This window comes from Paraburkholderia lebeckiae (genome assembly GCF_050436225.1).
GTDB lineage: Bacteria > Pseudomonadota > Gammaproteobacteria > Burkholderiales > Burkholderiaceae > Paraburkholderia > Paraburkholderia tuberum.
The window spans coordinates 972,597-998,984 of sequence record NZ_JBNDLU010000002.1 but is presented as its reverse complement, the minus strand read 5'-3'; the positions used below and the strand labels follow the sequence as shown (position 1 = coordinate 998,984).

The following is a 26,388-nucleotide window of genomic DNA, read 5'->3' as shown; positions in this document are numbered from 1 at the left end:
AGATAGTGTGCCACGTCTGGGCCCGGGCGGGCCAATCCGGCGCACACCACTGCGCCGCTTGGATTTGCCGGCCACGCACGAGGCGCGAGCCGCGTCGCAAACAAACGTGCGGGCACTGCGACGCACCCATTTCGTGCATTCACCGCTTTGGAAACGGCGCTCTCTACCATTTTGGTGCATTCAGCGAGAAATGCACCATATTCGCGCATCGAGATTGGGGCGCTGCCCGTCGACTGTCCGGCGCCGTCCAGTCTACACAGGTCCGTGCGCTGCCTGCCGCGCGCTAGAATAATCATTTGGTCCGAAGGAGTTGACGCTCATGAGCACGCTCGAACAACTTTACGCGAAGGCGGACGCCCGCCGCACCGAGAACCAACTGCCCTATGCGGGCGCGGTATCGCCGGCCGAGGCGTTCGAACTGCTGGAACTCGATCCGCGCACGCGTCTCGTCGACGTGCGTACCCGCGCCGAGCTCGATTGGGTCGGCCGGCCGGTGATCGGTGATGGCCAATACGCGCATGTCGAATGGACGCGCTATCCGGGCGCGGTGCCCAATCAGGAATTCGTGCAGCAACTCGCGCAGGTCGCCTCGCCCGATACGCCGGTGCTGTTCCTGTGCCGCAGCGCCGCGCGCTCGAAGCTCGCCGCGATCGCCGCGACCCAGGCCGGCTTCACGAAGGCGTATGACCTGCTGGAAGGCTTCGAAGGCGACAAGGACAGCCAGGGGCATCGGAAGACGGTGTCCGGATGGTGTTTTCGCGGCTTGCCGTGGATCGGAGCCTGATGGCGCGTGGCGCACTGCCCGCATCTGCGCAAGCCCGTGGCGCGGCGCTGAAGCAGGCCGATTGAAACGGTTCGCGCCGACCACGCATTGATTGCATCGTCGGCGCGGGTTGTGACACTGCGATGTCGCGGTTCGCGCCAACCTAACCCTCAGGCGCGGACCGCTTGTTTCGTCGAGCGCCGCGCGCGCGGCGCTCCATTGTGTTCAGGGCGCGGCCGAATTCCCGAACACGTGCAACTTGCCCGCGCTGACCTGTTTCGGCAACGTGACGCTCGCCACGAGCTTGCCCGGCGACAGTGGCACGCTCTGCGCGAACAGATAGGTCTTGACGCCGTCGTTGCTGCCGTCGCCGGCATTGCGATAGCTCGTCGTCGACGCGATCGGGTCCACCGGCGCCGCACCGCCACCATTGAGCGTCCAGTCGTCGAACCAGAGCGTGAAAGGTTTGGTCGTGCCGGGCGGCATCGCGATGGCCTGCCCCACCGCCACCGCGTTATCGAGCGGACCGCCAGACAAGACGAAGCTCGCGCCACCGAACGAGAACGGTTTGCCCGGCGCCGCACCCGCCGCCGTCAAGGCCTGCGACGAGTAGCTGAACAGCGAGCCGTCGAAGTCCGCACCCGGACCATCGGTATCGGTGCTGCCGTCGCTGCCGATGCCGTGGTTGTTGAATGCGTCGGCCACATTCCGCGCGAGCGGTACGCCATACGAAGGGGTGCGTCCGCCGCGCTCGTCCACAACCCGTCAAAGCACCGGTAATAAGCAAAGCGACCGAAAGACGGCGTATATCTATCACGGCTGCCTCCTGAGTATTGTTTAGTCATCCGTTTGGTCGTCTCGATTATCGTTTGACAATCGGCTCAATGAACGGAGGCCGTGCTATAGGAGCGATTCGAATTGCGTCAATCGATTATCCATTCCGATTTAAGTTTATTTTAATTTACTAAACAAACTAAAATTCGCGATGGAATATCCAATTATTGGACTAATCGAGGCAATGGAATGAACCGGGTCTGGAGGAATGCCCGGTTATGCATAACGAATTTTATTTAGCAATGCCCGTAGAGATACTTGAATGCCGACGATGAGTCGCATCGAGAGGCACGCAGAAGAAGCGGCGGTTAGTTGCGCGGAGTTGCCGTCCCCGCGCCGCGCGCATGTCGATGGGCGTTGAAGCTGCATGCGCGCGCGGCGCCCGACATCCTGAACTGCACGGGTCGTACACTACAGCTGCCCGGCGGACCGCTGTCGCCCGCTCAGCTTCGCGGCTTACCCGTGGCCGCCGCCGCTGCCGCCGCTTCAGGCTCGACGATATCGCCACCGAGCAGATGCACTCCCTCTCGCAGCTTCACGAACGCCGCGGCGACGGCTTCCGGCTCGCCCTTCACACCCAGATCGATGTGATGCCGCGCATACACGCCGCCCCGCTCCGCATCCCCGACGCTCGGCAGGCTGAACACCCGCACGCCCGGAAAATCGCGCTCGATTTTCTCCATCAACGGCGTCACGCGCGACTCCGGCAACTCGAACACCAGCAGCGACTTTTCAGCGTGCGGCGTCGTGTGATGCAGATGCGCGTACTGCGTGTCGAGCACCCATTCGATCATCGGCCAGGCCATCACCGGGAAACCCGGCACGAAATGGTGTTGGCGGATCGAAAAGCCCGGAATCTTGTTGTAGCCGTTCGGAATGATATCGGCGGCCTGCGGGTACGTGCCCATATTCAGGCGATGCCGGTTCTCGGGCGAGTTCAGATCGAGCGGCGCCGGCGAGTTCGCCGGATACATGTCGCGGATACGCTCCTGGATCAGCTTCGCGGCTTCCGGATGCAGCTCGAGCGGCACACCGAGCGCGGCCGCCGCGCATTGGCGCGTGTGGTCGTCCGGTGTTGCACCGATACCGCCCGTCGAGAACACGATGTCGCCCGACGCGAACGTGCGCCGCAGCGTCGCCGTGATGCGCTCCGGATCGTCGCCGATGTACTCCGCCCAGCCGAGCGACAGCCCGCGCGCGCGGAGCAACTCGATGACCTTCGGCAGATGCTTGTCGACGCGTCTGCCCGACAGGATTTCATCGCCGATGATGATGACGCCAAATGCCATTGCCGCCTCTTTCGTTTGATCAATAGGGAACCGGCGCGATCTCGCGCGCGCCGCCATGCGCTTCCGCCCGCATGCGCTGCAGCGCGCGCAGGCAGTAGTTGCCGAACCATAGCGCCGAGAACACGAGGATGAACGCGTAAATCCAGATCGTCACCGCCGTGATCACCGGGAACAGCACAATCAGCCATACCGACGATGCCCACAACAGCGTCGGCAGCGAACCTAGCAGGCCGCTCACGATACCGATCAGCAGCAACGGCAGCCGGTGGCGCCGCACCAGTTCGCGCCGCTCGTCGCGCGTCGCATGCAACGAGAGCGCATCGTAGGTCATCACGCGATACGTGAGCCATCCCCACAGCAGCGGCGGAATCAACGCGAAGAACGGCGGCACTAGCCACAGCGGCAACGTGACGATCAGCAGCGCGAGACACAGCAGCGTGGTCCAGAGCGCCTGACCGAGGCTACCGTACCACGTTCCGCCGCGGCGCATCTCCAGGCCGGCGAACTGGCGGGCCGCGAGAAAGCGGATCACGGCTGGCATCGACAGCATGGCGATCAGCAGCAGCACCGTGACGACGATCAGCGGGATCGCCATCGCGATCACGATGAACGGCGCGATGACCGCGTGCAGCGTCGAAAAACCGAGCACGTCGAACAGATGATAAAGCGTGGCGGTGAAGGACCAGTCGTCGAGCCAGGTGCGCGTCGCGCCGGTCAGCGTCTGCCAGAAGAACCACAGGAGTATGCCCCAGCCGACCGTCGCGACGAAAAACGGTTTGAAGGTCAGCCAGAGCATGCGCGGATGCAACGCGCTTGCGAGCGCGCGCCCAAACGAGCGCAACAGATCATTCATGCGAGCCAGTGCCTGCGAACGAAACGATGGACGGGAAAAACGCGCTGCGCGCGGGCCAGGCATGCTGGGGCACTGGAGGGTGCGCTCGAACGTGCACAGCATAAACCAAGGGACCGCGCCGCCGGCGGAAGTGAGCAGCGCGGCGGAGTGCGCGCTCGAATGGATCCGCAATGGACTCAGAACGGACTCTGAACCGACTCTGAATCGACTCAAACGGCGGCGGTGTCGTTGCCGGGTGCGCGGCGCTTCGATACGAGGCGATGCGCGATGCGCACGAAGGCGAACCAGTGCTGCGCCCAGAATCCATCGCCATAGCGGCGGCCTTCGAGCTGATCGCTGATACCGGTCGGCTCCATATCGCGGCTCCACGACACGCTGCGGAACAACATGTCCCACCACGGGAACAGCACGCCGAAATTGCAACCGTAATTGAGCCCTTCATGACCGTACCCGATCGCGTGGTGACGGCGGTGGAACGCCGGGCTGACGAGCAGCCGCTCACCGAGCCAGCCGTAATACAGACGGATGTTCGCGTGCTGCACGCTTTGCGCGAGATTCGTGATCGCAACCAGCACGACGAACTGCGACGGCGGCACACCGATTGCGAGCGCGATCATCGCGAAGAACGACGCCTGCAGCAGATCGTCGAGCAGATGGTTGCGATCGTCGGACCACAGCGACATCTGCCGCTGACTATGGTGTACCGCATGCAGTTCCCACCACACGCCGAAGCGGTGCTGCCAGCGGTGATACCAGTAGCCGGCGAAATCGAGCACGAGCAGGTACATGACGAATGTGACGAGCGGCTGCGTGGTCACGCCGGGCCACAGGTTGTCGAAGTTCAGGTTCGCGATGCCGTGCAGCCGCAGCCAGCCTTGCACGTTGTCGAAGAGCGGTTGCATCGCGAAGAAAAAGAACAGGTTCAGAATGCCGAGCTTGGCTATCCACGTGTACAGCACGTCGACGCGCACGGCCTTGCGGTTCTCCCATTGCTCGGCCGGGCGCAGCGCCTCGAGCGGACGCAGGATCGCGTACATCGCGAGCACCTCGAGCACACCGACGATGACCCAGTACAGGCTGTCGTAGGTGTCCTCGTCGTAGTCCATCAGATTGAACCGGAACAGCAGCGGCTGCACCACGTCGACGTACAGCCACGTCTGCACGGCTGAAACGAAGCTGTCGAGTGAGGAGAAAATCAGATGGAACATGATGCTGGCCTGTTACTTCATCCTTGATGGCTCATGGCGCCCTGGCTCTGCTCTGGTGCCCTCAGGCCCCTCACGCACCGTTCGGCGCCGTCACCGGCGCGCGGTTGAAGAAATAGATGCCGTGCGGCGAGCGGCCCACCGCAATCGTCTGGATCAGCTTGCGCGTGTTGAGATCGATGATGCCAACGTGCTTCGCGAAGCGGAAGGTAACCCACAGATAGCGTTTGTCGGCGGAAAGTTCCATATCGTCCGGTCCCGGCATCAGGCCGGTGATGTCGCCGACGTTGGTGAGCGTGTCTTCGTCGATGATGCTGATCGTGCTAGCGACGCGGTTAGACACCGCGACATGCTTGCCGTCGGCGAGCGAGCGGAAATTGTGAGCGCCCTTGCCCGTGTGAATCGTCTTGACGACCTTCTGGTTGCGCCAGTCCACCACGGCGACGCAGTCCTCGCCGGTCATGCCGACGAGCAGGTACTTTTCCCCCGGCGTCATCCAAAGACCCGCGGGCACCTTGCCGACCTTCATCTTCCATTTGACGGTTTGCGTGGGCAGGTCGATGGCGGCGAGCTCGCCCGAGATCTGCAGCGAGACGAACACCGTCTTGCTGTCATTCGAGAACGCCATGTGGCTCGGCATCACCGCGAGCGGCAGCCGTGAAGCCAGCGTCATCTGGTTTTTCTGGTTGTCGTAGTGATAGATATCGAGTCGGTCGAGCCGCAGTCCCGTAGTGACGAGCCACTTGCGATCAGGCGAAAAACCGATTTGATAGGGATCTTCGATGTTCTCGACCCAACGCTGTAACTGCCCCGTTTTCGGATCGACGAACATCAGGTTGTTCGACACCGAATTGGCGACGATCAGCGAGGAATTGTCCGGCGTGGCCATCAGGTGATGCGGTTCCTTGCCCGTGGGCACGGTGCCGATGACCTGGCGGCTGTTCTCGTCGATCAGGCTCAGCGTGGCCTCGCCGGAATTGAGCACGATCACGTTATTGGCGTGCGCCGCTGGAGAAAAAAAGCCTGCGGCGGCGACCAGCACCGCGGTCGCGGCGAACGTGGCACTCAAGCCGGGAAGAAAAAATTTACGCATGAAAACTCGCTTCGGAGAACAACGGTCATTGTAGAACGTTTGCTGGTCCGGGCGGTTGACGTAAGTCACTTGCGACGACCGAAAAATGACGGGTTGCGATGAAGCGCGGCCGGGTGCGGGAGGTTTCGTCTGCCACGTCCGGTTTGATGCTCGCGCCGCGGGTTTTCGAGCGAGGAATCAATGTGCTCTCCCTGTCAGGGCCAATCATGCATCAGCCACACGTTAAAATCGCGCAAATGATTAGCGGGAGCAATAAGAATACTCCTCTTTCCTTATCAATAAAAACCTAGCCGTATTAATATATTTTTTAGCCCGATTGAATTTCGGAGTTTGCTGATATCTGAATTGCACGCGGACAGCGGAGAATTCTCCATACGCGCCGCCCCGGTAGCGCCTCTCCCATGAAACCCGAGCGTATATCGCCGGGCCGACGCGCGCTCGACCAAATAATGCAAGCCTTACCAATGACCGGCGTTTTTGTATTTTCAATATTTTCAAAACCACGCAATAACATCACGTCAAAGTCGGAATACGCGCTGCGTGCCACTAACTCCAATAATGCGGAGGATTTTTAATTAATGAACCTCGGTCAGCTGAACGCGGCGCTCGAAGGCGCGATCAATAACGCGACGATCGGCTCAGCCGACGCGTTGTTCAGCGCGGCAGGCGATAGCGCGACTGAGAGCGCGCAGGCGTCCGGCGCGCACGCGATTGCGGCCGGGGCGAACGCGCGACCGAGCTAACACGGTATCGGTTGGCGCGGCGGGCCAGGAACGCCAGATCGCCAACGTCGCGGCCGGCGTGCGAGGCACCGACGCGGTCAACGTCAATCAGTTGCAGCAAAGCGTGAGCGGCGCGATCAGCGCGTCGAACCGCTATACCGACGACCAGATCCGCTCCGCCCGTCGGGACTGCTACGGGAGCACGGCATCGGCGCTCGCGATGGCAGCTTTGCCGCAAGCGGTCCTGCCGGGACACGGCATGGTCGCCATGGCGAGGGCACGTACGGCGGTCAATCTGCGCTCGCGATCAGCGTGTCGCAGTTGTCGGACACCGGCAAATGGATCTACAAGGTCCAAGGCAGCACCGACTCTCGCCGAAAGTTCGGCGCATCGATCGGCGCGGGGATGCATTGGTGAAATCAGCTCGAGCGAACGTGTCGAACAGAGTACGGCCGCGACGGCGCTCAGAGGACGCTCGGCGTACCCCGCGCGCATCGGTGCGCGGGCCCGCTCATCGGCCGCGGTGCACATCCAGTGTCCAGCGTCCGCGAGCGAGCGCCCTGGCCTTAGCGCTGCATCGACTCCCACACCTTGTGCAGGCGCTTCACCGAAACCGGCATCGGGGTGCGCAGCTCCTGCGCAAACAGCGAGATGCGCAATTCCTCGAGCAGCCAGCGGAATTCCGCAAGCCGCGGATCCACGACGCCGCCGCGCTGCGACACCGCGCGCTGATAGTGCTGCAGCAGCGGCTGGAATTCGGCGAACTGGCGCGCGTCGCGTATGGCGTCCGCGCGCAGCTTGTCGATACGCAGCGCCATCCCCTTCAGATAACGCGGGAAATGTGCGAGTTGGGCATACGGCGTATCGACGACAAAACGCTTGCCGATCAGCGCATCGAGCTGATTCTGCAGATCGGTGTACGCGGCCGCGAATGGCTTCGCCTGCAGGAGCTTCTTCGTCAGGCTCGCGTATTCGCCAAGAATCTGACCGACCAGCCGCGAAATTTCCTGCGCGAGCAATGTGAGGCGGCTACGCCCTTCGTCGCGGCGGACATGGAAGCTCGCATCGTCGTCGGGCAGCGGATCCTGCAGACACGCGCGGTCGAGTGCGGTGTCGATCAGCTGATCGCGCAGTTCCTCCTGCGTGCCGCGCGGCATGAACTGCATGGCCATTTCGCGCAGGCCCGGCAGATTTTTCTCCAGATACTTGATCGGCTCCTTCAACTGCAGCGCGAAGAGCCGACGCAAGCCCGCCCGATGAATCCGCGCGGCTTCTTCCGGCGAATCGAACACCTCGACGTCGCAATGGGTGCTACGGTCCACGAGCGCCGGGTAGCCAAACAGCGTCTGACCACCACGGCGAATTTCGAGCAACTCGGGCAACTTGCCGAAATTCCACGTGGTCAGGTTTTCATACAGCGCGGTGGCTGGTGCGCCTTCCGGTGTCGCGGGCTGTGGCGCGGCCGCGCCCTTGCCGCGCGACGCGCCACTCTGAGGCAGATCTGGAGAGCGTGCAGGTGCCGCAACACCGCCGCCGCCCGCGTCGGCCAAGGCGGCGCCCGCCGCGCCCGAAACGAGCTTCTGGAAATGCTGCTGCGCCTGAGCGCCGAGCTCGGCGCGCAGTTGCGACAAATTGCGCCCCATCGCGAGCTGCCGGCCATGTTCGTCGATGACCTTGAAGTTCATGAACAGATGCGCGGGCAGCGTCTCGAGCTTGAAGTCGGACTGCTTCATCGTGACTTGGGTCTGCTCGCGCAGGTCGGCGATCAGCGCCTCGAGCAGGCCGCCTCCTCCGAAGCGCTGTGCGCCGTGCCGTTCGGCGAAGCCCGCCGCGTACTCGGGGAGCGGCACGCAATGCCGACGCAGCTTTTGCGGCAGCGACTTCAGCAGCATCTGCGCCTTTTCTTTCAGCATCCCGGGCACGAGCCACTCACAGCGGCGCGCGTCGACCTGGTTCAGCGCGTACAGCGGCACTGCGAGCGTCACGCCGTCGCGCGGCGTGCCCGGCTCGAAGTGATAGGTCAGCGCCATCTCGATGCCCGCCATCGTCAGCCGCTTAGGGAACAGATCCGTCGTGACACCCGCCGCCTCGTGCCGCATCAGATCGTCTCGGGACAAATACAACAGCCGCAGCTTGTCCTCCGCCTGGCCACTCTTTTTGACCTCGTCGCGATACCAGCGCTCGAACGCGGCGCCGGTATGGATGCCGTCCGGCAGCGCCTGATCGTAGAACGCGTAGATCAATTCATCGTCGACCAGCACGTCCTGGCGGCGCGACTTGTGCTCGAGCTGCTCGATGTCGGCGAGCAACTTGCGGTTGTGCGCGAAGAACGCAAGCTTCGTGTCGAACTCGCCTTCGACGAGCGCACCGCGAATGAACAGCTCGCGCGCCCGCGCCGGGTCCTGCGTGCCGAATGCGACGCGCCGCCGGTGATAGATCGGCAGGCCGTACAGCATCGCGCGCTCGAACGCGGACACCTGCGCCGCGCGCTTTTCCCAATGCGGCTCGGACAACGACTTCTTGAGCAGATGCGCGCCGACCTTCTCGACCCACTCCGGCTCGATTTTCGCGATACAGCGCGCGTACAGACGGCTCGTTTCGACGAGCTCGGCGGCCATCGCCCACTTGCCTGCTTTTTTCACGAGCGCCGAGCCGGGCCACAAATAGAACTTGATGCCGCGCGCGCCGAGGTAGTACGGCTCGTCGTCGGCTTTCAGGCCGATGTTGCCGAGCAGACCGGTCAGCAGCGCCAGGTGGATCTGCTCGAATGTCGCCTCCGCTTCGTTCAGCCGCCAGCCGTGCTCGCGCACCACCGTCAGCAGTTGCGAGTGGACGTCGCGCCATTCGCGCAGCCGCAGTTGCGACAGGAAGTTCTTGCGGCACTCGTCCTGCAGCTGCCGGTTCGATTTCTTGTGCGCGATCGCTTCGTCGAACCAGTTCCAGATCTTCAGCCACTGCAGGAATTCGGAGCGCTCGTCGGCGAACCGGCGATGCGCCTGGTCCGCCTGCTCCTGCGCTTCGATCGGGCGATCTCGCGGGTCCTGCACGGACAGCGCACTCGCAATGATCAGCACTTCCTTCAGCGCCTGCTGGTCGCGCGCGGCGAGGATCATGCGGCCGACGCGCGGATCGAGCGGCAATCGCGCGAGTGCGCGGCCGAGCGGCGTCAGGTGGGTGTCGTCGTCGACGGCGCCGAGCTCGTTGAGCAACTGGTAGCCATCGGAAATCGCACGGCCCGGCGGCGGTTCGATAAACGGGAAGGTTTCGATCGCCGTCAGATGCAGCGACTTCATGCGCAGAATCACCGAAGCAAGCGACGAGCGCAGAATTTCCGGATCGGTGAAGCGCGCGCGGCCTTGGAAGTCGCTGTCCTCATACAGACGAATGCAGATGCCATCGGCGACTCGGCCGCAACGCCCCGCGCGCTGATTCGCGGCGGCCTGCGAAATCGACTCGACCTGCAACTGCTCGACCTTGTTGCGATACGAGTAGCGCTTCACGCGCGCAAGGCCGGTGTCGACCACGTAGCGGATGCCCGGTACCGTCAGCGAAGTTTCGGCGACGTTGGTCGCGAGCACGATGCGGCGCGCGTTCGACGTGCGGAAGACGCGCTCCTGCTCGGCGGCCGAGAGCCGCGCGAACAGGGGCAGGATCTCCGTATGGGGCGGATGATGTTTGCGCAGCGCCTCGGCGGCGTCGCGAATCTCGCGCTCGCCGGGCAGGAACACCAGTACGTCGCCGGGGCCTTCGCGACACAGTTCGTCGACAGCGTCGACGATCGCCTCCATCAGATCACGATCAGTCTCGCGCTGCGTCTTCGGGCGCTCGCGGCCAGACGAGGTTGCACCCGAGGTCCCTTGCGCCGCCTTGACCGCCGGGCTGTCCTCGACGACCGGACGGTAACGTACCTCGACCGGATACATCCGGCCGCTCACTTCGATTACCGGCGCGGGCTTGTCGTCGCTGCCGAAATGACGCGCAAAACGGTCGGCATCGATTGTCGCCGAGGTGACGATCAGCTTCAGGTCGGGACGCCTGGGAAGAATCTCCTTCAGGTAGCCGAGCAGAAAATCGATGTTGAGGCTGCGCTCGTGTGCTTCGTCGATGATCAGCGTGTCGTAGGCATTCAGCAGCGGATCGGTCTGCGTTTCAGCAAGCAGAATGCCGTCGGTCATCAGCTTGACCGATGCGCCCGGCGCGAGGTTGTCGTTGAAGCGCACCTTATAGCCGACCACTTCGCCGAACGGCGTGCCGAGCTCCTCGGCGATACGGCGCCCGGTCGCCGACGCGGCGATCCGGCGCGGCTGCGTATGGCCGATCAGACCATTGCCGCCGGCACCGAGACCACGGCCCAGCGCGAGGCAGATTTTCGGCAACTGCGTGGTCTTGCCCGAGCCGGTTTCGCCTGACACGATCACGACCTGATTCTCCGCGATCGCCCGCGCGATCTCGTCGCGACGACCGGAGACAGGAAGCGCTTCGGGGAACGTGACCGGTGGGATCGGATTCGGCTCGACGACCCGCGACGGCCGCGCTTCGCGCGGCGCGCGAGGTTCCTTGCGCGGCTCGCCCGATTGTTTGTCGCGCGATCCGTGACGTTGCTCGCCGCGGGTAGATTCGCGTTGCTCGCTACGTGGCCCGCGATCTCCCTGTTCGTTGCGAGACGCACGACGCTGTTCAACTCCCTCGTCGCGAGCCTGCTGGCCATGCTCACCGCGAGGCACGGCCGAAGGCGTATTGCGGCGCTCGCTTTGCGGTCCACCCCGCTGCCCGCTTTGCGGCCCATCGCCCTGCTGCTCACGGGCCGCGTTATGAAGCGCAGTACGGAATTGTCCAAGCTGCTCGCTCAACGAAGCGCCACGTTGCTCGCCACGAGCCCCACCGCCCCGCTTCGCACCAGACGCTTGATCCGATTCATCGCGGGATTCACCGCGCCGTTCGTCACGCGCGCCAGCGTGCTCTTCGCGATCTTTTCGACCTGCACCGCCCCCTTCAGGCGGCACCTTTCGCGCAGACGCGCCCGCCCCCCGACGCTCGTCACGCGCCTGATCGGGTCTCGCATCCTGCGCTGGGCGGCGCATCGTATCGCCGGGGTTGGCCGGCTCGCCGGCCGACGCCGGTTTCTCGTTCGCCCCAGCGGGACTTTTGGGTACATTCGACATGGGGGCGCATTATAATCCCCGGCATGAATTCCCAAACCGACCTCGTCCCCGCGCCCGCGAGCGTTCCGGCGCCCTCCGACTCGCCGGAAACTCTCGCCCAGCACGCGCAATTCGTCGACTGGATGCGTTCCGTCGCCCCGTATATCCACGCGTTCCGAAACAAGACATTCGTCGTGGGTTTCGGCGGCGAAGTGGTGCATCAGGGGCTGCTGAATGCGCTCGTGTCCGACATCGCGCTGCTGCAGGCAATGGGCATCCAGATCGTGCTCGTGCATGGCTCGCGCCCGCAGGTCGAGGAGCAGATGAGCCTGCACGGCGTCGAATCGGAGTTTTCACACGGCATGCGCATCACCGACGCGCGCGCGCTCGAGTCCGCGAAGGAGGCGGCCGGCGAAGTGCGTCTGGACATCGAAGCCGCGATCAGCCAGGGTCTGCCGAACACGCCAATGGCGCACGCGCACATCAGCGTCGTATCGGGCAACTTCGTGACGGCGCGCCCCGTCGGCATTCTGGACGGCGTCGACTTCCAGCACACGGGCCTCGTGCGCAAGATCGACGCGGATTCGATCCGACACTCGCTTGCGAGCCGCAAGCTCGTGCTGCTATCGCCGCTCGGCTTCTCGCCCACCGGTGAGGCATTCAATCTGTCGATGGAAGACGTGGCCTCGGCCGCGGCGATCGCGCTGCGCGCCGACAAGATCGTGTTCCTGACCGAAACGCCGGGCTTGATGGAAACCGGCGAAAGCGGCACCGCGCTGATCCGCGAACTGTCGCTCGACGACGCCTACAAGCTGAACGAAAGCGGCGAAGTGACCGGCGACGCCGCGTTCTACCTGAAGCATTCGATTCGCGCCTGCCGCGGCGGCGTGGCGCGTGCGCACATCATCCCGTACGCGCTCGACGGCAGCCTGCTGCTCGAACTGTTCCTGCACGATGGCGTCGGCACGATGATTTCGTACGAGAACCTCGAAAGCCTGCGCGAAGCAACGCCGGACGACGTCGGCGGCATTCTCGCGCTGATCGAGCCGCTCGAAACTGACGGCACGCTGGTACGGCGCGGCCGTCACCAGATCGAACGCGACATCGACCATTTCTCGGTGATCGAGCACGATGGCGTGCTGTTCGGCTGCGCGGCGCTGTATCCGTATCCGCAGGAGCGCATCGGCGAAATGGCGTGCCTGACGGTCGCGCCGGAAGCGCAAGGCACTGGCGACGGCGAGCGTTTGCTCAAGCGGATCGAGCAGCGCGCGCGGGCACGCGGCCTCACGCGCATTTTCGTGCTCACCACACGCACCGAACACTGGTTCCTGAAACGCGGCTTCGTCAAGGTTTCGGTCGACGACCTGCCCGAAGACCGCCGCCGACTCTATAACTGGCAGCGCAAGTCGCTCGTGCTGATGAAACAGCTTTGAGTACTTCGTGATCGCCCCCATCTGATCCGAACCGGCGCCTGCCCGCCCCACATCGATTACAGGAGAAGCACAGCATGACTCGTATGGTTCAATGCGCGAAGCTCGGCAAGGAAGCCGAAGGCCTCGATTTCCCGCCGCTGCCGGGCGAACTCGGCAAGCGGATCTACGAAAGTATCTCGAAGGAAGCCTGGCAGAGCTGGTTGAAGCAGCAGACCATGCTGATCAACGAAAATCGCCTGAACATGGCCGATCCGCGCGCGCGTCAGTATCTGATGAAGCAGACCGAAAAGTTCTTCTTCGGCGAAGGCGCGGATACCGCATCGGGGTACGTGCCGCCGTCAGCCTGAGCTTGCCTCGTCGAGGACGACACGACACAACGCGTCGCCCAAACCGAGCAAACACACGCCTGAAAGTCCGCGCCGCGAGCGCGGATTTTTTTCGCCCCGATACCGGCCGCGTGTCGTGTCCGCAGTTCGTGTCGCCTTCGCCTCGAAAATGAGTCTGCAAATGTTCCAGGCGGTCCGTTTTCCAATTCGGCCGATCCCGCCAGATCCCCCGCCCCGCAATGGATTGAGCCACATCGGCGGCCTTCGCCCGCACCACCGGTTTGCACGATCCTCTGTCATCGTGCTAATATGTGCGGCGTTTCAACAGCAATTCGCCTTCATTCGTGTTCTATTCAAGTTGGCTCGCCGTGCGTTTTCCGCGCGTGCGTCATCCTGAATCGAGCTGTTTTTAAACAAGAAGGCTCGTCGGTCGTTTCCCCGCCTGAAGCGGAAAATTCAAGACCGGCCTTTTTCGTTTCAAGCCTTCAGTGGCGCATGGGTCAGTTTCCCGCCAGCCCCGCGTCCTTCATGCATCTGCCCCCCTTCCACGGCCACGCAGGTGCAACAGTCAGCACAATCTAGTCGAGTGTTTTTTCGCGAACTTACCGCGAGGCACGGGCGTTTGCTTCTTTTCGCCATCCGTTCCGCCGCCGGATAACCGGTGCCGCGAATAGCCTCGCCTTGCTCACGAAATTACACTTCCCAGCAACCGTGGCGGAACGCATCACGAGTTTCGTCGCAGTCATTGGAGTTTCAACCTTGACCGCTTCCAGCAACGGCTTCTGGCGACATCACAAACCGGAACAGCGTCTTTCCCTCGACGACATCACCGTTGTCGATCACTCCCTCCTGAAACGGGCCGTCGGCGCCATGGCGCTCGGCAACGCGATGGAATGGTTCGATTTCGGCGTGTACAGCTACATCGCGGTCACGCTCGGCAAGGTGTTCTTCCCTTCGTCGAGCCCATCGGCGCAACTCATTGCGACATTCGGCACGTTTGCCGCGGCGTTTCTCGTGCGGCCGATCGGCGGCATGGTATTCGGGCCGCTCGGTGACCGCATCGGCCGTCAGCGCGTGCTGGCGATGACGATGATCATGATGGCCGCGGGCACCTTCGCGATCGGCCTAATCCCCAACTACGCGACGATCGGCATTCTCGCACCGGCGCTGTTGCTGCTTGCGCGCCTCGTGCAGGGCTTCTCGACCGGCGGCGAATACGGCGGCGCCGCGACTTTCATCGCCGAATTCTCGACCGACAAGCGCCGCGGCTTCATGGGCAGCTTTCTCGAGTTCGGCACGCTGATCGGCTACGTGCTCGGCGCGGGCACGGTCGCGCTGCTGACGGCGACGCTGTCGAACGACGCGCTGCTGTCCTGGGGCTGGCGCGTACCGTTCCTGATCGCCGGACCGCTCGGTCTGGTGGGTCTGTACATCCGCATGAAGCTCGAGGAAACGCCCGCGTTCAAAAAGCAGGCCGAAGAGCGCGAAGCCGAAGACCGCGCGCTGCCCAGCCAGTCGTTGCGCCAGTTGCTCGTGCAGCAGTGGAAGCCGCTGCTGCTGTGTGTCGGCCTCGTGCTGATTTTCAACGTGACCGACTATATGGCGCTGTCGTATCTGCCGAGCTATCTGTCCGCCACGCTGCACTTCAACGAAACGCACGGTCTGTTCCTCGTGCTGCTCGTAATGATCCTGATGATGCCGATGACGCTCGCCGCCGGCCGTCTTTCCGACGCGATCGGCCGCAAGCCCGTGATGCTGCTCGGCTGCGTCGGTCTGTTCGCGCTGTCGATTCCCGCGCTGCTGCTGATTCGCATGGGCACGGTGCTGCCGGTGTTCGGCGGTCTGATGATTCTCGGCGTGCTGCTGTCGTGCTTCACCGGGGTGATGCCGTCGGCGCTGCCGGCGCTGTTCCCGACCCGGATCCGCTACGGCGCGCTCGCGATCGGCTTCAATATCTCGGTGTCGCTGTTCGGCGGCACGACGCCGCTCGTGACCGCATGGCTCGTCGACCGGACCGGCAATCTGATGATGCCCGCGTACTACCTGATGGGTGCATCGCTGATCGGCATCGTGTCGGTGCTCGCGCTGCGCGAAACCGCGCGCAAGCCGCTGCTCGGCTCGGGTCCGTGCGTCGGGACGCGCGCTGAAGCGCACGCGGTGCTGCGCGGTGAGCGCGAGGCCGAGGAGATGGATGAACGGTTCGCGGCGGCTGCGACCGCGCGTGCCTGATCCGCGCAGTCATCACACCAAGCGTTGTTTCTGAGCGGGCCGGCGAAATTCGCCGGCCCGCTTCTTTTACATCAGGAGCGAATCGAACGTCGCACCAACCTGCGCGCCTTCGACGGTCAGCGTGCCCGCGCAGACCGGCAGCTTGAAGCGCCGCGGCCCCGCGCTGCCAGGATTGACATACAGCACGCCGTCGCGCTCGGCGATCGACGGCTTGTGCGAGTGGCCGCTCACCACGACGCGAATGCCATCGTGCTGCGGCACGCAGCCCAGCTCGGCGATATCGTGCACGACCAGAATCGTCACCTGCTGGATCGTCAGCCGCGCATGCGTCGGTAGAGACGCGGCCCAGTCACCGGTATCGTTGTTGCCGCGCACCGCGGTGAGCGGCGCGATCCGCGCGAGCGTGTCGAGCACGTCCGGGTTGCAGATATCGCCCGCGTGAATGATTGCGTCGCAGCCGTCGAGATAGCACAACGCTTCCGGACGCACGAGGTTGTGCGTATCCGAGATGAGCCCGATGCGGGTAGCGGTCGAAGGTGAGCGACGTGAAGCCATGCGCAGTCTCACTCCGTCTGCGGCTGCGTCAACTCTCGCGCCGTCGCCTGAGCACGGCGCTGCCCAGCCAGCATGCGCCGCGTCAACCCCTGCACGACGACCGACACCACCGCCGCGCACGCAAACCCCGTCGCCACACCGTACCGCGGCAGCAGCATCGCCGTCACCGCGAAGAACGCCGCGAACGAGCCGCGCCCGACCACCATGCCGCGCATCAGCAGCGCCACGAAGTCCGCGCCATGCGCACGCTGCGCCGACACCGCGAGCACGATGCCGAGCAGCGGAAACACCGACACCACGCCACTCCACGCGGCGCCCATCGATGCCGAGGCAGCCGTCACCGCGAGCGTCAGCAATGCGCCCGCGAGCATCCGCACGGCCAGATCCGCACGCCCGACGCGCGCCGCCGGCACATGGCCCGTCGCGCGCGGCAAGCCGCTCTGCGACACCGCGACGGCCACGCACGCCGCCGCCAGCGCCCACCCAAGCGAGCCGGGCATCCGCACGATCAGCAGTCCCGCGCCGAGCCAGCCGGCCATGCCCGCGACCAGTGCGAGCGGCCAGTCGAAGCGTCGGCAGCTCCATCCATAAGCAAGATTGAATGCCTCGGATGCGGCGATTGCCGCAACCGACGCCGCCGACGCCTGCGCCGCGAACGCCGGCCCGCGCTCGACTGCGAGCAGCAGCACGATCGGTCCGGCGACGACCGGCAGTCCCGCGAGCCATCCCGCGACCGACGGCCCCCAGACGCGCGCGGCCGCCGTCAGCGCGGCGAGAAAGGCCGGCACCAGCACGAGCTTCAGTGCGAGCAGCATGCTCAGGCCTCCAGCACGTGTTCGATTCGACGGTCCGGTACGAACCACCACGCGGCGGCGAGCGCGTACAGCACGGCCGACGCCCACGGCACGACGAACGCGAGCCCGATGCCGGTCAGGTAAATGACGACGGAGACCTTGCCCTTGAAGTCGTTGCCGAGCGCTTTGGCCAGCGTCGAGTCGTGTCCATGCTGCGAAATCAGCGCGCGCGTCAGGATGAAATACGCGATCGCCGCCATGAACAGCACGATGCCGTACATCGCGGTCGGCCACGCGGCCAGATGGTTCGCGCCGACCCAGTGCGTGACGGCCGGCAACAGCGACAGCCAGAACAGCAGGTGCAGGTTCGCCCACAGCACCTTGCCGTTGACCTTCTGCACCGCATGGAACATGTGATGGTGATTGTTCCAGTAAATGCCGACGTACACGAAGCTCAGCACGTATGCGCAGAACACCGGCACGACCGGGCGCAGCGCCGCGAGATCGTGGCCTTCAGGCACCTTCAGCTCGAGCACCATGATCGTGATGATGATGGCGATTACGCCATCGCTGAAGGCTTCGACGCGTCCCTTGCCCATGCGAGTCCCGAAGATCAATGCGGTGGGGCGCACAGCCCGCCTTCGCCTTGCGCGCGGGCCGCGCCGCTGCCGATTATCGGTGATGGTGTGAGGATTTGTCGATGCGCGAGAGCGGGCCGCGCGGATGGCTCGATCCGCCGCCGCTCACGGGTAATGGACCGCGAGCCACACGCTCGGCTCGGTGTCGCTCGTCCATGCGACGCGGTGCCGGCAATGCGCCTCGATCAGCACGTGATCGCCGGGCTTCATCGGATGCGGCTGGGGGTCGCCGTCGAATTCGAGCACCGCCGCGCCGGTGAGCAGCACGACCCATTCGGCGCGCGGGCTGTCGTACCAGAAGCCGGGCGGACTCGCCTGCCCGGTCGAGACGATCCGCTCGATCGTCACGCCGCCACGCTCGACGAGCGCGTCGACCTGCTCCTCGGGCGTCGTCCCCAGCTGCGCGACGGCGTCGAACAGGTTGCCGCTGTTACGTGCGGGTTTGAGCGGGCTTGTCATCAGCGTGTCGCGCCAGCGTCAAGGCAGTTCATTGCATCGGCTTGAGCCCATCGAGCAGCGTCGGCACCAGTTCGCTGATGGTCGGATGCACGTGCATCGCGTATTGCAAAGTCGGATACGGCGCGCCTGCGGTCATGATGTCGACGAACGTATGGATCGCCTCGTCGCCCTCGATGCCGTGAATTGCCGCGCCGAGTATCTGTTTGCTGTGCGCATCGACGAGCGCCTTCATGAAGCCGTCGGTTTCGCCACGCTCACGCGCACGGCCCACGCGCGACATCGGCATCGTCGCGATCAGCGCGTCGCGGCCGCTGTTGCGCACCTCCTGCTCGGACATGCCGACGCGCGCGAGCGGCGGATCGACGAACACCGCATAGGTCATGATCCGCGTGTCGACGCTGCGCGCGCCGCCGTCGAGCAGGTTCGCCGCGACGATCTGGCAGTCGTCGTAGGACGTATGCGTGAACGCGCCGCGGCCGTTCACGTCGCCGATCGCCCACACGCCCGGCACGCTGGTGCGCAGCTGGCCGTCGACGATGATCGTGCCGTGCCGGTCGGTCTCGATGCCGGCGGCGCCGAGGCCGAGGTCGTCGGTATTCGGCCTGCGGCCGGTGGCAACCAGCAGGTGCGATGCCTCCATGGCCGGGATGTTCTGCTCGAAGCCGATGCACACGTCATTCGCGCGATGCGCATGCGGCTGGACGCGCGTCGGCTGCACGCCGAAATGAAACTCGACGCCCTCGCGCGCGAGCACCTTCTGCACCGACTCCGCGAAATCGGCATCCTCGCGGTTGAGCACGCGCTCGCCGCGCACCAGCACGCTGACGCGGCTCCCGAAGCGGCGAAACACCTGCGCGAATTCGAGCGCAATATAACTGCCGCCGACGATCACCAGATGATCCGGCAACGCGGTCAGTTCGAGCAGCGTCGAGTTCGTGTAGTACGGAATCCGCTGGATGCCTTCGAGCGGCGGCACGACGGCGCGCGTGCCGGTGTTGATGAAGATTTCGAACGCGCTGAGCTCGTCCAGCAGTTGACCGTCGTGCCCGCTGATCGCGAGCATGCGCGCGCCGGTGAAGCGCGCGTGGCCGTTGAACACCATGATGTTTTCCGTGGCGCGCAGCCATTTTTCGACGCCGCTGCGCGACTCTCCGATGATCCGGTCCTTGCGCGCCTTCACGGCCGCCAGATCGACGCCGACCGAACCCACCTGCACGCCGAGGTCCGCCGCATGGCGCGCCACGTGCGCCGCTCGGGCGCTCGCCACATAGGATTTGGTCGGCGTGCAGCCGACGTTCACGCAAGTGCCGCCGAACTCCGCGCGCTCGATCACCGCGGTGCGGCGCCCGCTTTGAGCGAGGCGCACGGCGAGCGGCGAACCGCCTTGTCCCGTACCGATCACGACTGCGTCGAAGTGCTGTGCCATGGCAACTCTCCAGGGTCTGGGTGCAGGTCGTAGCATCTTACGCTTCGCGCCACGGGCTGCCATGCCATGTCTGATTGCGCGGGCGCTTTGGCGACGGCCCGTCTTGCCAGGCGCCGCGCGCGAGGCGGCGCCAATCAGTCTGGATTACTGCAGATCCTCCACGCGACTCCTCAGGCGTGGCAATGAACCGCGCAAATCAACTCGCGCGAACGTTGCAATGCGGCCTGCGCGCCGCGTGCCGCGAACACCCAGCCGACCTGGCCGAGATTGAAGTCCTGCGACACCATCACCTGCATCAGCGCGACCATCGGCAGTACGACCGATGGCCGGTAAAGCTGGTTTCTGATCAACTCTGACATCACGACCCCCAAACGCGGGGCGCCGCTTCGGCACCACGCACCAATAACGTTTCGATGGGGGAATTTTAGGGAGCGCGTCGCCGCCGATAAATAGCGGCAACGCGAAGTCACTTGTTCGGCAATCTGAACAATCGCGTCAGGATGCCTTCGCCATGCCGATCAGCTGCGCGTCGTACAGCGTGCGCGCATACGCGCTCGCGCCGACCGGCCGGCTGTACAGGTAGCCCTGCTGCTTGTCGCAATCGATCGCGCGCAGGAACGCCGCCTGTTCGGCGGTCTCGACGCCCTCGGCGGTCACGTTCATACCGAGCGAGTGCGCCATCGCGACGACCGCCTGCGTGATCGCGACCGAATCGCGATGATCGGGCAGCCCCGCGACGAACGAGCGGTCGATCTTCAGGTTATGCAGCGGAAAGCGCTTCAGGTACGACAGCGACGAATAACCGGTGCCGAAATCGTCGACCGAGACGCGCACGCCCATTGCGTTCAGCGCGCTCAGCATCGGCAGCACGGTATCGCTGTCGCTCATCAGCAATCGCTCGGTGATCTCGAGTTCGAGCGCGGCCGGTTCGAGCCCGGACTGCGCGAGACAACCTTCGATGCGCTCGAGCAGCCCGTCGTTGAACTGCCGCGGCGACAGATTGACCGCGACGATCAGATGCGGCGCGAGCGAGCGCCGCCACTGCGCGACCTGCTGGCAGGCGTGCTCGAGCACCCAGTCGCCGATCTCGACGATCAGCCCGGCATCCTCGGCGACCGGAATGAATTCGCCCGGCGACACGTTGCCCAGCTCGCTGTTGTACCAGCGCAGCAGCGCTTCCGCGCCGATCGTGCGGCCGCTTTGGCTATCGACGATCGGCTGGTACACGAGGCTCAGCTCGTTGGCCGCAAGCGCGCGCCGCAGCGACTGTTCGATCGTGAAACGCCGCTGCAGATGCTGGTTCAGCTCGGCGGTGAAGAACTGGAAGTTGTTGCGGCCGCGCTGCTTCGCGTGATACATCGCCGAATCGGCGTTGCGCATCAGCGTCGCGACGTCCTGGCCGTCTTCGGGAAACAGGCTGATACCGATCGACGCGCCCAGGTAGTACTCGTTGCCCGCCACCGCGAACGGCACCGCGATCATGTCCAGAATGCGGTGCGCGAGGCCGATCAGCTCGCCGGTATTGCCGTACGCACTGGCGACGATCACGAACTCGTCGCCGCCGACGCGCGCCAGCGTGTCGCCGCACCCGACGCAGGCCGACAGCCGTTCGGCGACGCTGCACAGCAACGCGTCGCCAGCTTCGTGACCGGCGGTGTCGTTGACCTTCTTGAAGCCGTCGAGATCGACGAATAGCACGGCGACGCTGGTGAGCTCGCCGTCATGGTCGCCGCCGGCGCGCGGCGCGAACAGGTCGCGCATCCGCTCGGTCAGGTAGGCGCGGTTGTAGAGGCCGGTTAGCGAATCGCGCGTGGCGAGGTACTTCAGCTGGCGCTGCGCCTCGCGCACCGGCCCGATGTCGGAAAACGAAATCAGCACGGAGTCCGGCTCGCTGTCGCCGGGCCGCAGGATCGGCACGACGTTCTGCGTGATCCACACGACTTCGCCGCCGATCAGTTCGAGGCCGACCGTCACGCCGAGCATCGGCTTGCCGGTCGCAAAGACCTCCGAGACCGGACGGTTGACTTCGCCGATGACCGAGCCGTCCTCGCCGAACGCGCGTGTCATCACGGTCCGCATGCTGCTGCCGACGACCTCCGGTGTCACGTGCAGCATGCGCTGCGCACTCGGATTGCAGGCGAGCACGATGCCGGTGCGCGACTGCACGACGATGCCCTCGCTGAGATGATCGACGACCAGCCGGTGACGCTCCTCGCTATGCGCGAGGCGCTGCGCCATCGCGTCCTGATGGACCGCAAGGCCGACACTGCTGCCGATGTCGCGCAGCATCGCCTCTTCCTCGACGGTCGGACGGCGGGTGGCGCGGTAGTAGACGGCGAACGCGCCGAGCACGATGCCCGCGTCGTTTTCGAAGGGCACGGACCAGCATGCGCGCAAGCCGTGCGGCAACGCGACATCGCGGAAGTTTTCCCACAGCGGATCGGATTCGATGTCGTCGACGATCACCAGACGCCGCTCGAACATCGCCGTGCCGCACGAGCCGGCGCGCGGACCGATCGCCGCGCCCTCGATCGCGGCGCTGTATGCGGGCGGCAGCGACGGCGCGCCGCCGACGCGCACATGCACGCCATCCGGGTCGAGCAGCAGGATCGAGCAGCACGCGCCGTCGCCGAGCAGCGCCTCGGCGCGACGGCAGACTTCGTCGAGCAGCTCGGGCAGCGGCGTGTTGCGGGTGATCAGCCGCAACACGCTGCGCTCGGATGCGAGTACCTCTTCGGCCCGTTCCGGCCGATAGCGGGCGCCCTCCGGCGCGGCTGTCGTCGTGCCACGTGATGTTGCTTCGCAAATCATAGTTGCGCCCCCCAACCCAACATCGGCAAGTTAGTGTACGCGGCACACCGGGGTTTACGCTAAGCCCAGCGTGAAAATCTGCCATGCATCGCGTGCGGACGGCTCCGGTGTGGCGTGCCAGCATCGGTTGATGCCGGTACGACGGGCGACGGCAGTGCGGGCGCCGTCTGTTCGTGGCCTCGAGGCGCCGCAGCGGCTCGACGCTGGGCCGGCCGCGGCAGACTGCGACGGCCCATTTGGCTTGATGGTCTGCAGCGTGGCGGCGGCGTCAATCCTCAATGGTTGCCACCGCCTCCGGGAGGCCGTGTTCCGCCGCCACCTCCACCGCCTTGGGGACCGCCTTGGGGTCCGCCCTGATGGCCGCCTGGGGGGCGATTGCCGCCGCCCTGCTGGTCGCCACCCGGTGGCCGACCGCCTCCGCCGCCTTGCGGTCCGCCGCCCGGTGGCCGACCGCCCCCACCGCCTTGCTCCGCGCCGGGAGGACGCCCCCCGGCGTTGCCCGGCGGCGGGCCGCCCGGTGGGCGTCCGCCCGCGTTGCCTGGTGGTCGGGCGCCCTCGTGACCTGGAGGCCGTCCACCCGCATTGCCCGGCGGCGTCCCGCCCGGCGGACGTCCGCCGACATGCCCCGGCGACGGCCGCCACTTCGGCGGCGGATGCCCGGCGCCCGGTCGCGGCGGCGGGGGCGGCGCATGACGCGCCCAGCGGGACCGCTGGCCGTACCACGGCTGGCCGCGGTAGTAGTTGCCCCAGTAATCGTTGATCGAGAACGCGAGGATCGGCAGGCCGAGCGCGGCGCCGTAGTTCAGCGGCATGTTGTAGCCCTGGTACGGCGAACTGAGCCGCGATGCATACACCCAGCCGCGCAGACTCGGCGCGGCGACGTCGCACCACTGGTAGTTGCTCAGGCACCCCATCACCGTCACCGGAACGCCGCCCGGCAGCTGCGCGACGATCGGGTAGTCGGCCGCAGGGCCCGCGCGCACGTTGGTCCCGCTGTTCGTATAGGCCTGTGACTGCGCGCTGGCCGCGCCGGGTAAAGTCAGAAGGCCCGCTGCCATGTAAAGACCGATCACGAGTCGTCGTTGCATTCGTTCTCCCTCTTTCGATGGCCGCCTTCGAACACGCCGGCCCAAGTGCCCCCACTTCCAATATCTAGACGTTGCGCCTACTTCATGACACGCGAAGGTGCGCGAGCGCCGACCTGAGCCGGCAGCCCGCGCGGCAACATCTGGTAACGACCCGCCCGAATTCCCGCGTTGTTCGGACGTCCACGAGGCGCGCGACCGGTCGATCATCGGCGGCATGATCAATCGATGCACCGCCCAGACCCTGATGACCCTCTTCCGCCCTCTCCTGATCGCCGGACTGCTGCTCGCGCATCCGTACGCCAACGCTGCGAGCTTCGATTGCCAGCGCGGCCGCTCGCCGGCCGAGCGCATGATTTGCGGCGACGCCGCGCTGTCGACGCTCGACGACACGTTGGGCCAACTCTACTGGAAAGCACGTCGGCGAGTCGCCCAACGCCGCGCGTTCATCGACGACAGCGACAGCAAGTGGGCCTGGCGCGAAGCGAACTGCCGCGACGCCGCGTGTCTGCGGACGTGGTACGCGACGCGTATCGACGAATTGCAGCGACTGCTGGCGAGCTTGCCGAGCGGCGCGCGGAACGCGGCGTCCGTGAATGTGGATGCGCACTCCGACCCGTCGACGCTGCAATGCACGGCCGCAAAGCCCGACCTTGCGGTGAACGAGCAGTGTGCGAGCGTGATCGGGCAGTCGAGCAAGCGGTGGAAGTATCAGCCGCGCGATGCCGACTGGTTCTGCGGCGTGGCCACTTTAGAGGCGGCGGACATGGCGCCATCGCAATCACAATCGCAGGTGCAGGCGAGCGTTGGGCAATGAGACGGCGGAACGCGCTGACTACGACAACAATCAACCCGTGCGCCGGATCAATTGCGCGCCGGTGGCAGTCGCGCCGGGTAGCTCAGTCGGCGGCCGACGGCTCGCCGCCCTGGCTCGTGCCGAACAGCTCCGCGCAAAGCTGCGCGCCGATTTCGCTCAGCGACGCGGCTCCGGTGCCATCGTCCTGGAACATCGTATCGACGAGACCGCTTCCCGAGAGCGCCGCCAATTGCCGCCGCAAGCTGCTCATCGGCACGCCGGCCTGCTTCGACAGCTTCGCGAGCGACCACGCGCGCCGGGGTGTCTCGCGATGCGCGCGCCATAGCTGCGCGAGTATCGCGGCGAGTTGCGGGTCGATGTCGTCGTCCATGTCGGTCTACCTGTCGTGATGTGTCGTTTTGCATCGCCCTGGCGCCTGTCACGCCATCGCCGTAGCCAGCTCACCGAGCGTCTTCAACGCCGCCTCGGCCTGCGCGGTCCACGGATAGCTGTAGTTGAGCCGGATGAAGTGCCGAAAATCGTTGCGCGTCGAAAACATCATCCCCGGCCCGACCGTTATCCCGCGTTCGAGCGCCGCCTGATAAAGCCGCATCGAATCGATCGCAACGGGCAACTCGACCCACAGCACGTAGCCGCCCTGCGGCGTCGACACGCGCGTGCCGACCGGGAAAAAGCGCAGCACCAGCGCGCTCATGATGCTCGCCTGCTGCCGGTACACGCGGCGCACATGCCGCAGATGGCGGTCGTAGCCATCCTGACGCAAATAATCGGCGACCGCGACCTGCGGCACCGACGGCGTCGTCAGCGTATTGAGGAATTTGAGCTTCTCGACCTGCGCGCGATAGCGCCCCGGCAGTGCCCAGCCGATCCGGTACGACGCCGTCAGGCTTTTCGAAAACGACGCACAGTGCAGCACGAGCCCTTGGGTGTCGAAGGTCTTCAGCGTCGACGGCCGCGTGTCGCCGAAATACAGCTCCTGGTAGACATCGTTCTCGATCGCCGGAATCTCGTGCGCAGCCAGCAGTTCGACCAGTTGCCGCTTGCGCTCGTCGGACATGCAGAAACCGAGCGGATTCTGGAAATTCGGCATAACCATGCACGCGGCGATCTTCTGCCGCGCGATCGCCTTCGCGAGCGCGTCGATGTCGATGCCGTCGACCGGATGCGTCGCCACCTCGATCGCGCGCATGCCGAGGCGCTCGATGGCGTGCAGCATCGCGTAGTAGGTCGGCGACTCGACCGCGACGGTGTCGCCCGGCTTGGCGACCGCCTGCAGGCTCAGGTTGATCGCCTCGGTCGCGCCGAGCGTGATCACGATTTCGCCCGGATCGACCGGCAGACCGTTTTCCGCATAGCGCCGCGCGATCTGCCGGATCAGCTCGGGGTTGCCCGGCGGCAGATCGTCGATCAGATTCCAGCTCGCGTGCCGCCGCGCGATCCCGTTGGCATACTGGTTGATGCGCCGCCACGGGAACAGCGACGGATCGGGATACGGCGAGCCGAACGGCACGGCGTCGTGCGCGCGGATGCTGCGTAGGGTCGACAGCACGAGCCGGCTCACGTCGACCGTCGCGGGCACGGGCGGCAGCGCGGACTTGCGGCCCGCGCGGGCCGCGGCGGGCGCCGGCGCAAGCGCCCACGCGGCCGCGTCGCGCACGAAATAGCCCGACTGCGGCCGGCTCTCGACGATGCCGCGGCTCTCCAGCAGCGCATACGCGTGCAGCACCGTCTTGATGCTGACGCCGTGCTGCTGGCTCGCCTGACGCACCGACGCAATCCGCTCGCCGGCCGCGAACACGCCGCGGCGCACGGTTTCGGTAATTTCGTCGGCGAGTTTTTCGTAGAGCTTCATGCGATTCGGGTGGATTCGGGCGGCTTCAGGCATCGTCGCGCAACTGTACTCCTATTCTTTCCG

Annotated in this window: 21 protein-coding genes and 2 pseudogenes; 6 read left to right on the top strand and 17 right to left on the bottom strand. The window is 65.2% G+C overall.

Annotated features, from left to right (window positions below; genetic code table 11):
- The first annotated feature begins 319 nt into the window (after positions 1-319).
- The gene (locus OKW45_RS19340) at positions 320-784 is read left to right on the top strand and encodes a rhodanese-like domain-containing protein (protein ID WP_429470529.1); all 465 of its coding nucleotides are present in this window, start codon (positions 320-322) and stop codon (positions 782-784) included.
- A 204-nt stretch (positions 785-988) separates the two neighbouring features.
- Here OKW45_RS19340 and OKW45_RS19335 read toward each other — a convergent pair.
- The 5 genes and pseudogenes from OKW45_RS19335 to OKW45_RS19315 form a co-directional block, all read right to left on the bottom strand.
- Positions 989-1,510: pseudogene (locus tag OKW45_RS19335) on the bottom strand (GH92 family glycosyl hydrolase); the annotation flags it as partial.
- 530 nt (positions 1,511-2,040) lie between these two features.
- Positions 2,041-2,886 (bottom strand): competence/damage-inducible protein A, encoded by an 846-nt coding sequence (locus tag OKW45_RS19330; RefSeq protein ID WP_429470528.1) that lies wholly within the window; start codon positions 2,884-2,886, stop codon positions 2,041-2,043.
- A gap of 19 nt (positions 2,887-2,905) precedes the next feature.
- Entirely contained in the window at positions 2,906-3,739 is an 834-nt protein-coding gene (locus OKW45_RS19325; RefSeq protein ID WP_429470527.1) for an EI24 domain-containing protein, read from the bottom strand.
- A gap of 209 nt (positions 3,740-3,948) precedes the next feature.
- Positions 3,949-4,947, bottom strand: a complete 999-nt coding sequence (locus tag OKW45_RS19320) for a sterol desaturase family protein (RefSeq protein ID WP_018417480.1) — start codon at positions 4,945-4,947, stop codon at positions 3,949-3,951.
- 70 nt (positions 4,948-5,017) lie between these two features.
- A complete protein-coding gene (locus tag OKW45_RS19315) occupies positions 5,018-6,037 on the bottom strand; it encodes a YVTN family beta-propeller repeat protein (RefSeq protein WP_018417479.1) in 1,020 nt (339 codons plus the stop codon).
- A gap of 578 nt (positions 6,038-6,615) precedes the next feature.
- Here OKW45_RS19315 and OKW45_RS19310 point away from each other — a divergent pair.
- Positions 6,616-7,176, top strand: a pseudogene (locus OKW45_RS19310) (YadA family autotransporter adhesin); the annotation flags it as partial.
- 149 nt (positions 7,177-7,325) lie between these two features.
- On the opposite strand, the gene hrpA reads toward OKW45_RS19310, so the two are convergent.
- Positions 7,326-11,609: an ATP-dependent RNA helicase HrpA gene (gene hrpA, locus OKW45_RS19305; protein ID WP_429470526.1), complete on the bottom strand. Its 4,284-nt coding sequence runs from the start codon at positions 11,607-11,609 to the stop codon at positions 7,326-7,328.
- The gene (locus OKW45_RS19300) at positions 11,606-11,821 is read right to left on the bottom strand and encodes a hypothetical protein (protein ID WP_429470524.1); all 216 of its coding nucleotides are present in this window, start codon (positions 11,819-11,821) and stop codon (positions 11,606-11,608) included. The genes hrpA and OKW45_RS19300 overlap by 4 nt, the downstream gene beginning before the upstream one ends.
- Before the next feature lie 123 nt (positions 11,822-11,944).
- Between OKW45_RS19300 and argA the strand changes: the two genes are divergently transcribed.
- From argA to proP, 3 genes are all read left to right on the top strand, one after another.
- Positions 11,945-13,333 carry an amino-acid N-acetyltransferase gene (gene argA, locus OKW45_RS19295; protein ID WP_018417476.1) on the top strand — a complete coding sequence of 463 codons (1,389 nt, stop codon included), beginning with the start codon at positions 11,945-11,947 and terminating at the stop codon, positions 13,331-13,333.
- 74 nt (positions 13,334-13,407) lie between these two features.
- Positions 13,408-13,680 carry an oxidative damage protection protein gene (locus OKW45_RS19290; RefSeq protein WP_026225286.1) on the top strand — a complete coding sequence of 91 codons (273 nt, stop codon included), beginning with the start codon at positions 13,408-13,410 and terminating at the stop codon, positions 13,678-13,680.
- Positions 13,681-14,418: 738 nt separating this feature from the next.
- Positions 14,419-15,888, top strand: a complete 1,470-nt coding sequence (gene proP / locus OKW45_RS19285) for a glycine betaine/L-proline transporter ProP (RefSeq protein ID WP_429470523.1) — start codon at positions 14,419-14,421, stop codon at positions 15,886-15,888.
- 66 nt (positions 15,889-15,954) lie between these two features.
- Here proP and OKW45_RS19280 read toward each other — a convergent pair whose 3' ends face one another.
- The 8 genes from OKW45_RS19280 to OKW45_RS19245 form a co-directional block, all read right to left on the bottom strand.
- The gene (locus tag OKW45_RS19280) at positions 15,955-16,443 is read right to left on the bottom strand and encodes a metallophosphoesterase family protein (protein ID WP_429470522.1); all 489 of its coding nucleotides are present in this window, start codon (positions 16,441-16,443) and stop codon (positions 15,955-15,957) included.
- A gap of 8 nt (positions 16,444-16,451) precedes the next feature.
- Positions 16,452-17,258, bottom strand: coding sequence for a hypothetical protein (locus tag OKW45_RS19275; protein ID WP_429470521.1), 807 nt, complete (start codon positions 17,256-17,258; stop codon positions 16,452-16,454).
- 2 nt (positions 17,259-17,260) lie between these two features.
- Complete coding sequence (locus tag OKW45_RS19270; protein WP_018417471.1) at positions 17,261-17,836, bottom strand: TMEM175 family protein; 576 nt, start codon at positions 17,834-17,836, stop codon at positions 17,261-17,263.
- Positions 17,837-17,980: 144 nt separating this feature from the next.
- A complete protein-coding gene (locus OKW45_RS19265; RefSeq protein ID WP_429470519.1) occupies positions 17,981-18,334 on the bottom strand; it encodes a cupin domain-containing protein in 354 nt (117 codons plus the stop codon).
- Positions 18,335-18,362: 28 nt separating this feature from the next.
- Positions 18,363-19,760 carry an FAD-containing oxidoreductase gene (locus OKW45_RS19260; RefSeq protein ID WP_429470517.1) on the bottom strand — a complete coding sequence of 466 codons (1,398 nt, stop codon included), beginning with the start codon at positions 19,758-19,760 and terminating at the stop codon, positions 18,363-18,365.
- A gap of 170 nt (positions 19,761-19,930) precedes the next feature.
- Positions 19,931-20,119: a hypothetical protein gene (locus tag OKW45_RS19255; RefSeq protein ID WP_008922008.1), complete on the bottom strand. Its 189-nt coding sequence runs from the start codon at positions 20,117-20,119 to the stop codon at positions 19,931-19,933.
- 136 nt (positions 20,120-20,255) lie between these two features.
- Positions 20,256-22,571: a putative bifunctional diguanylate cyclase/phosphodiesterase gene (locus OKW45_RS19250; protein ID WP_429470515.1), complete on the bottom strand. Its 2,316-nt coding sequence runs from the start codon at positions 22,569-22,571 to the stop codon at positions 20,256-20,258.
- Between the two features lie 275 nt (positions 22,572-22,846).
- Positions 22,847-23,659, bottom strand: coding sequence for an SH3 domain-containing protein (locus OKW45_RS19245; protein ID WP_429470513.1), 813 nt, complete (start codon positions 23,657-23,659; stop codon positions 22,847-22,849).
- A gap of 244 nt (positions 23,660-23,903) precedes the next feature.
- Here OKW45_RS19245 and OKW45_RS19240 point away from each other — a divergent pair, with 244 nt between their 5' ends.
- Positions 23,904-24,473 (top strand): lysozyme inhibitor LprI family protein, encoded by a 570-nt coding sequence (locus OKW45_RS19240; RefSeq protein ID WP_026225284.1) that lies wholly within the window; start codon positions 23,904-23,906, stop codon positions 24,471-24,473.
- Positions 24,474-24,555: 82 nt separating this feature from the next.
- On the opposite strand, the gene OKW45_RS19235 is transcribed toward OKW45_RS19240, so the two are convergent.
- Together OKW45_RS19235 and OKW45_RS19230 are read right to left on the bottom strand one after the other, a co-directional pair.
- Positions 24,556-24,843, bottom strand: a complete 288-nt coding sequence (locus OKW45_RS19235; RefSeq protein WP_429470511.1) for an ArsR family transcriptional regulator — start codon at positions 24,841-24,843, stop codon at positions 24,556-24,558.
- 48 nt (positions 24,844-24,891) lie between these two features.
- A complete protein-coding gene (locus tag OKW45_RS19230; protein WP_429470509.1) occupies positions 24,892-26,325 on the bottom strand; it encodes an aminotransferase-like domain-containing protein in 1,434 nt (477 codons plus the stop codon).
- Between the last annotated feature and the right edge of the window lie 63 nt (positions 26,326-26,388).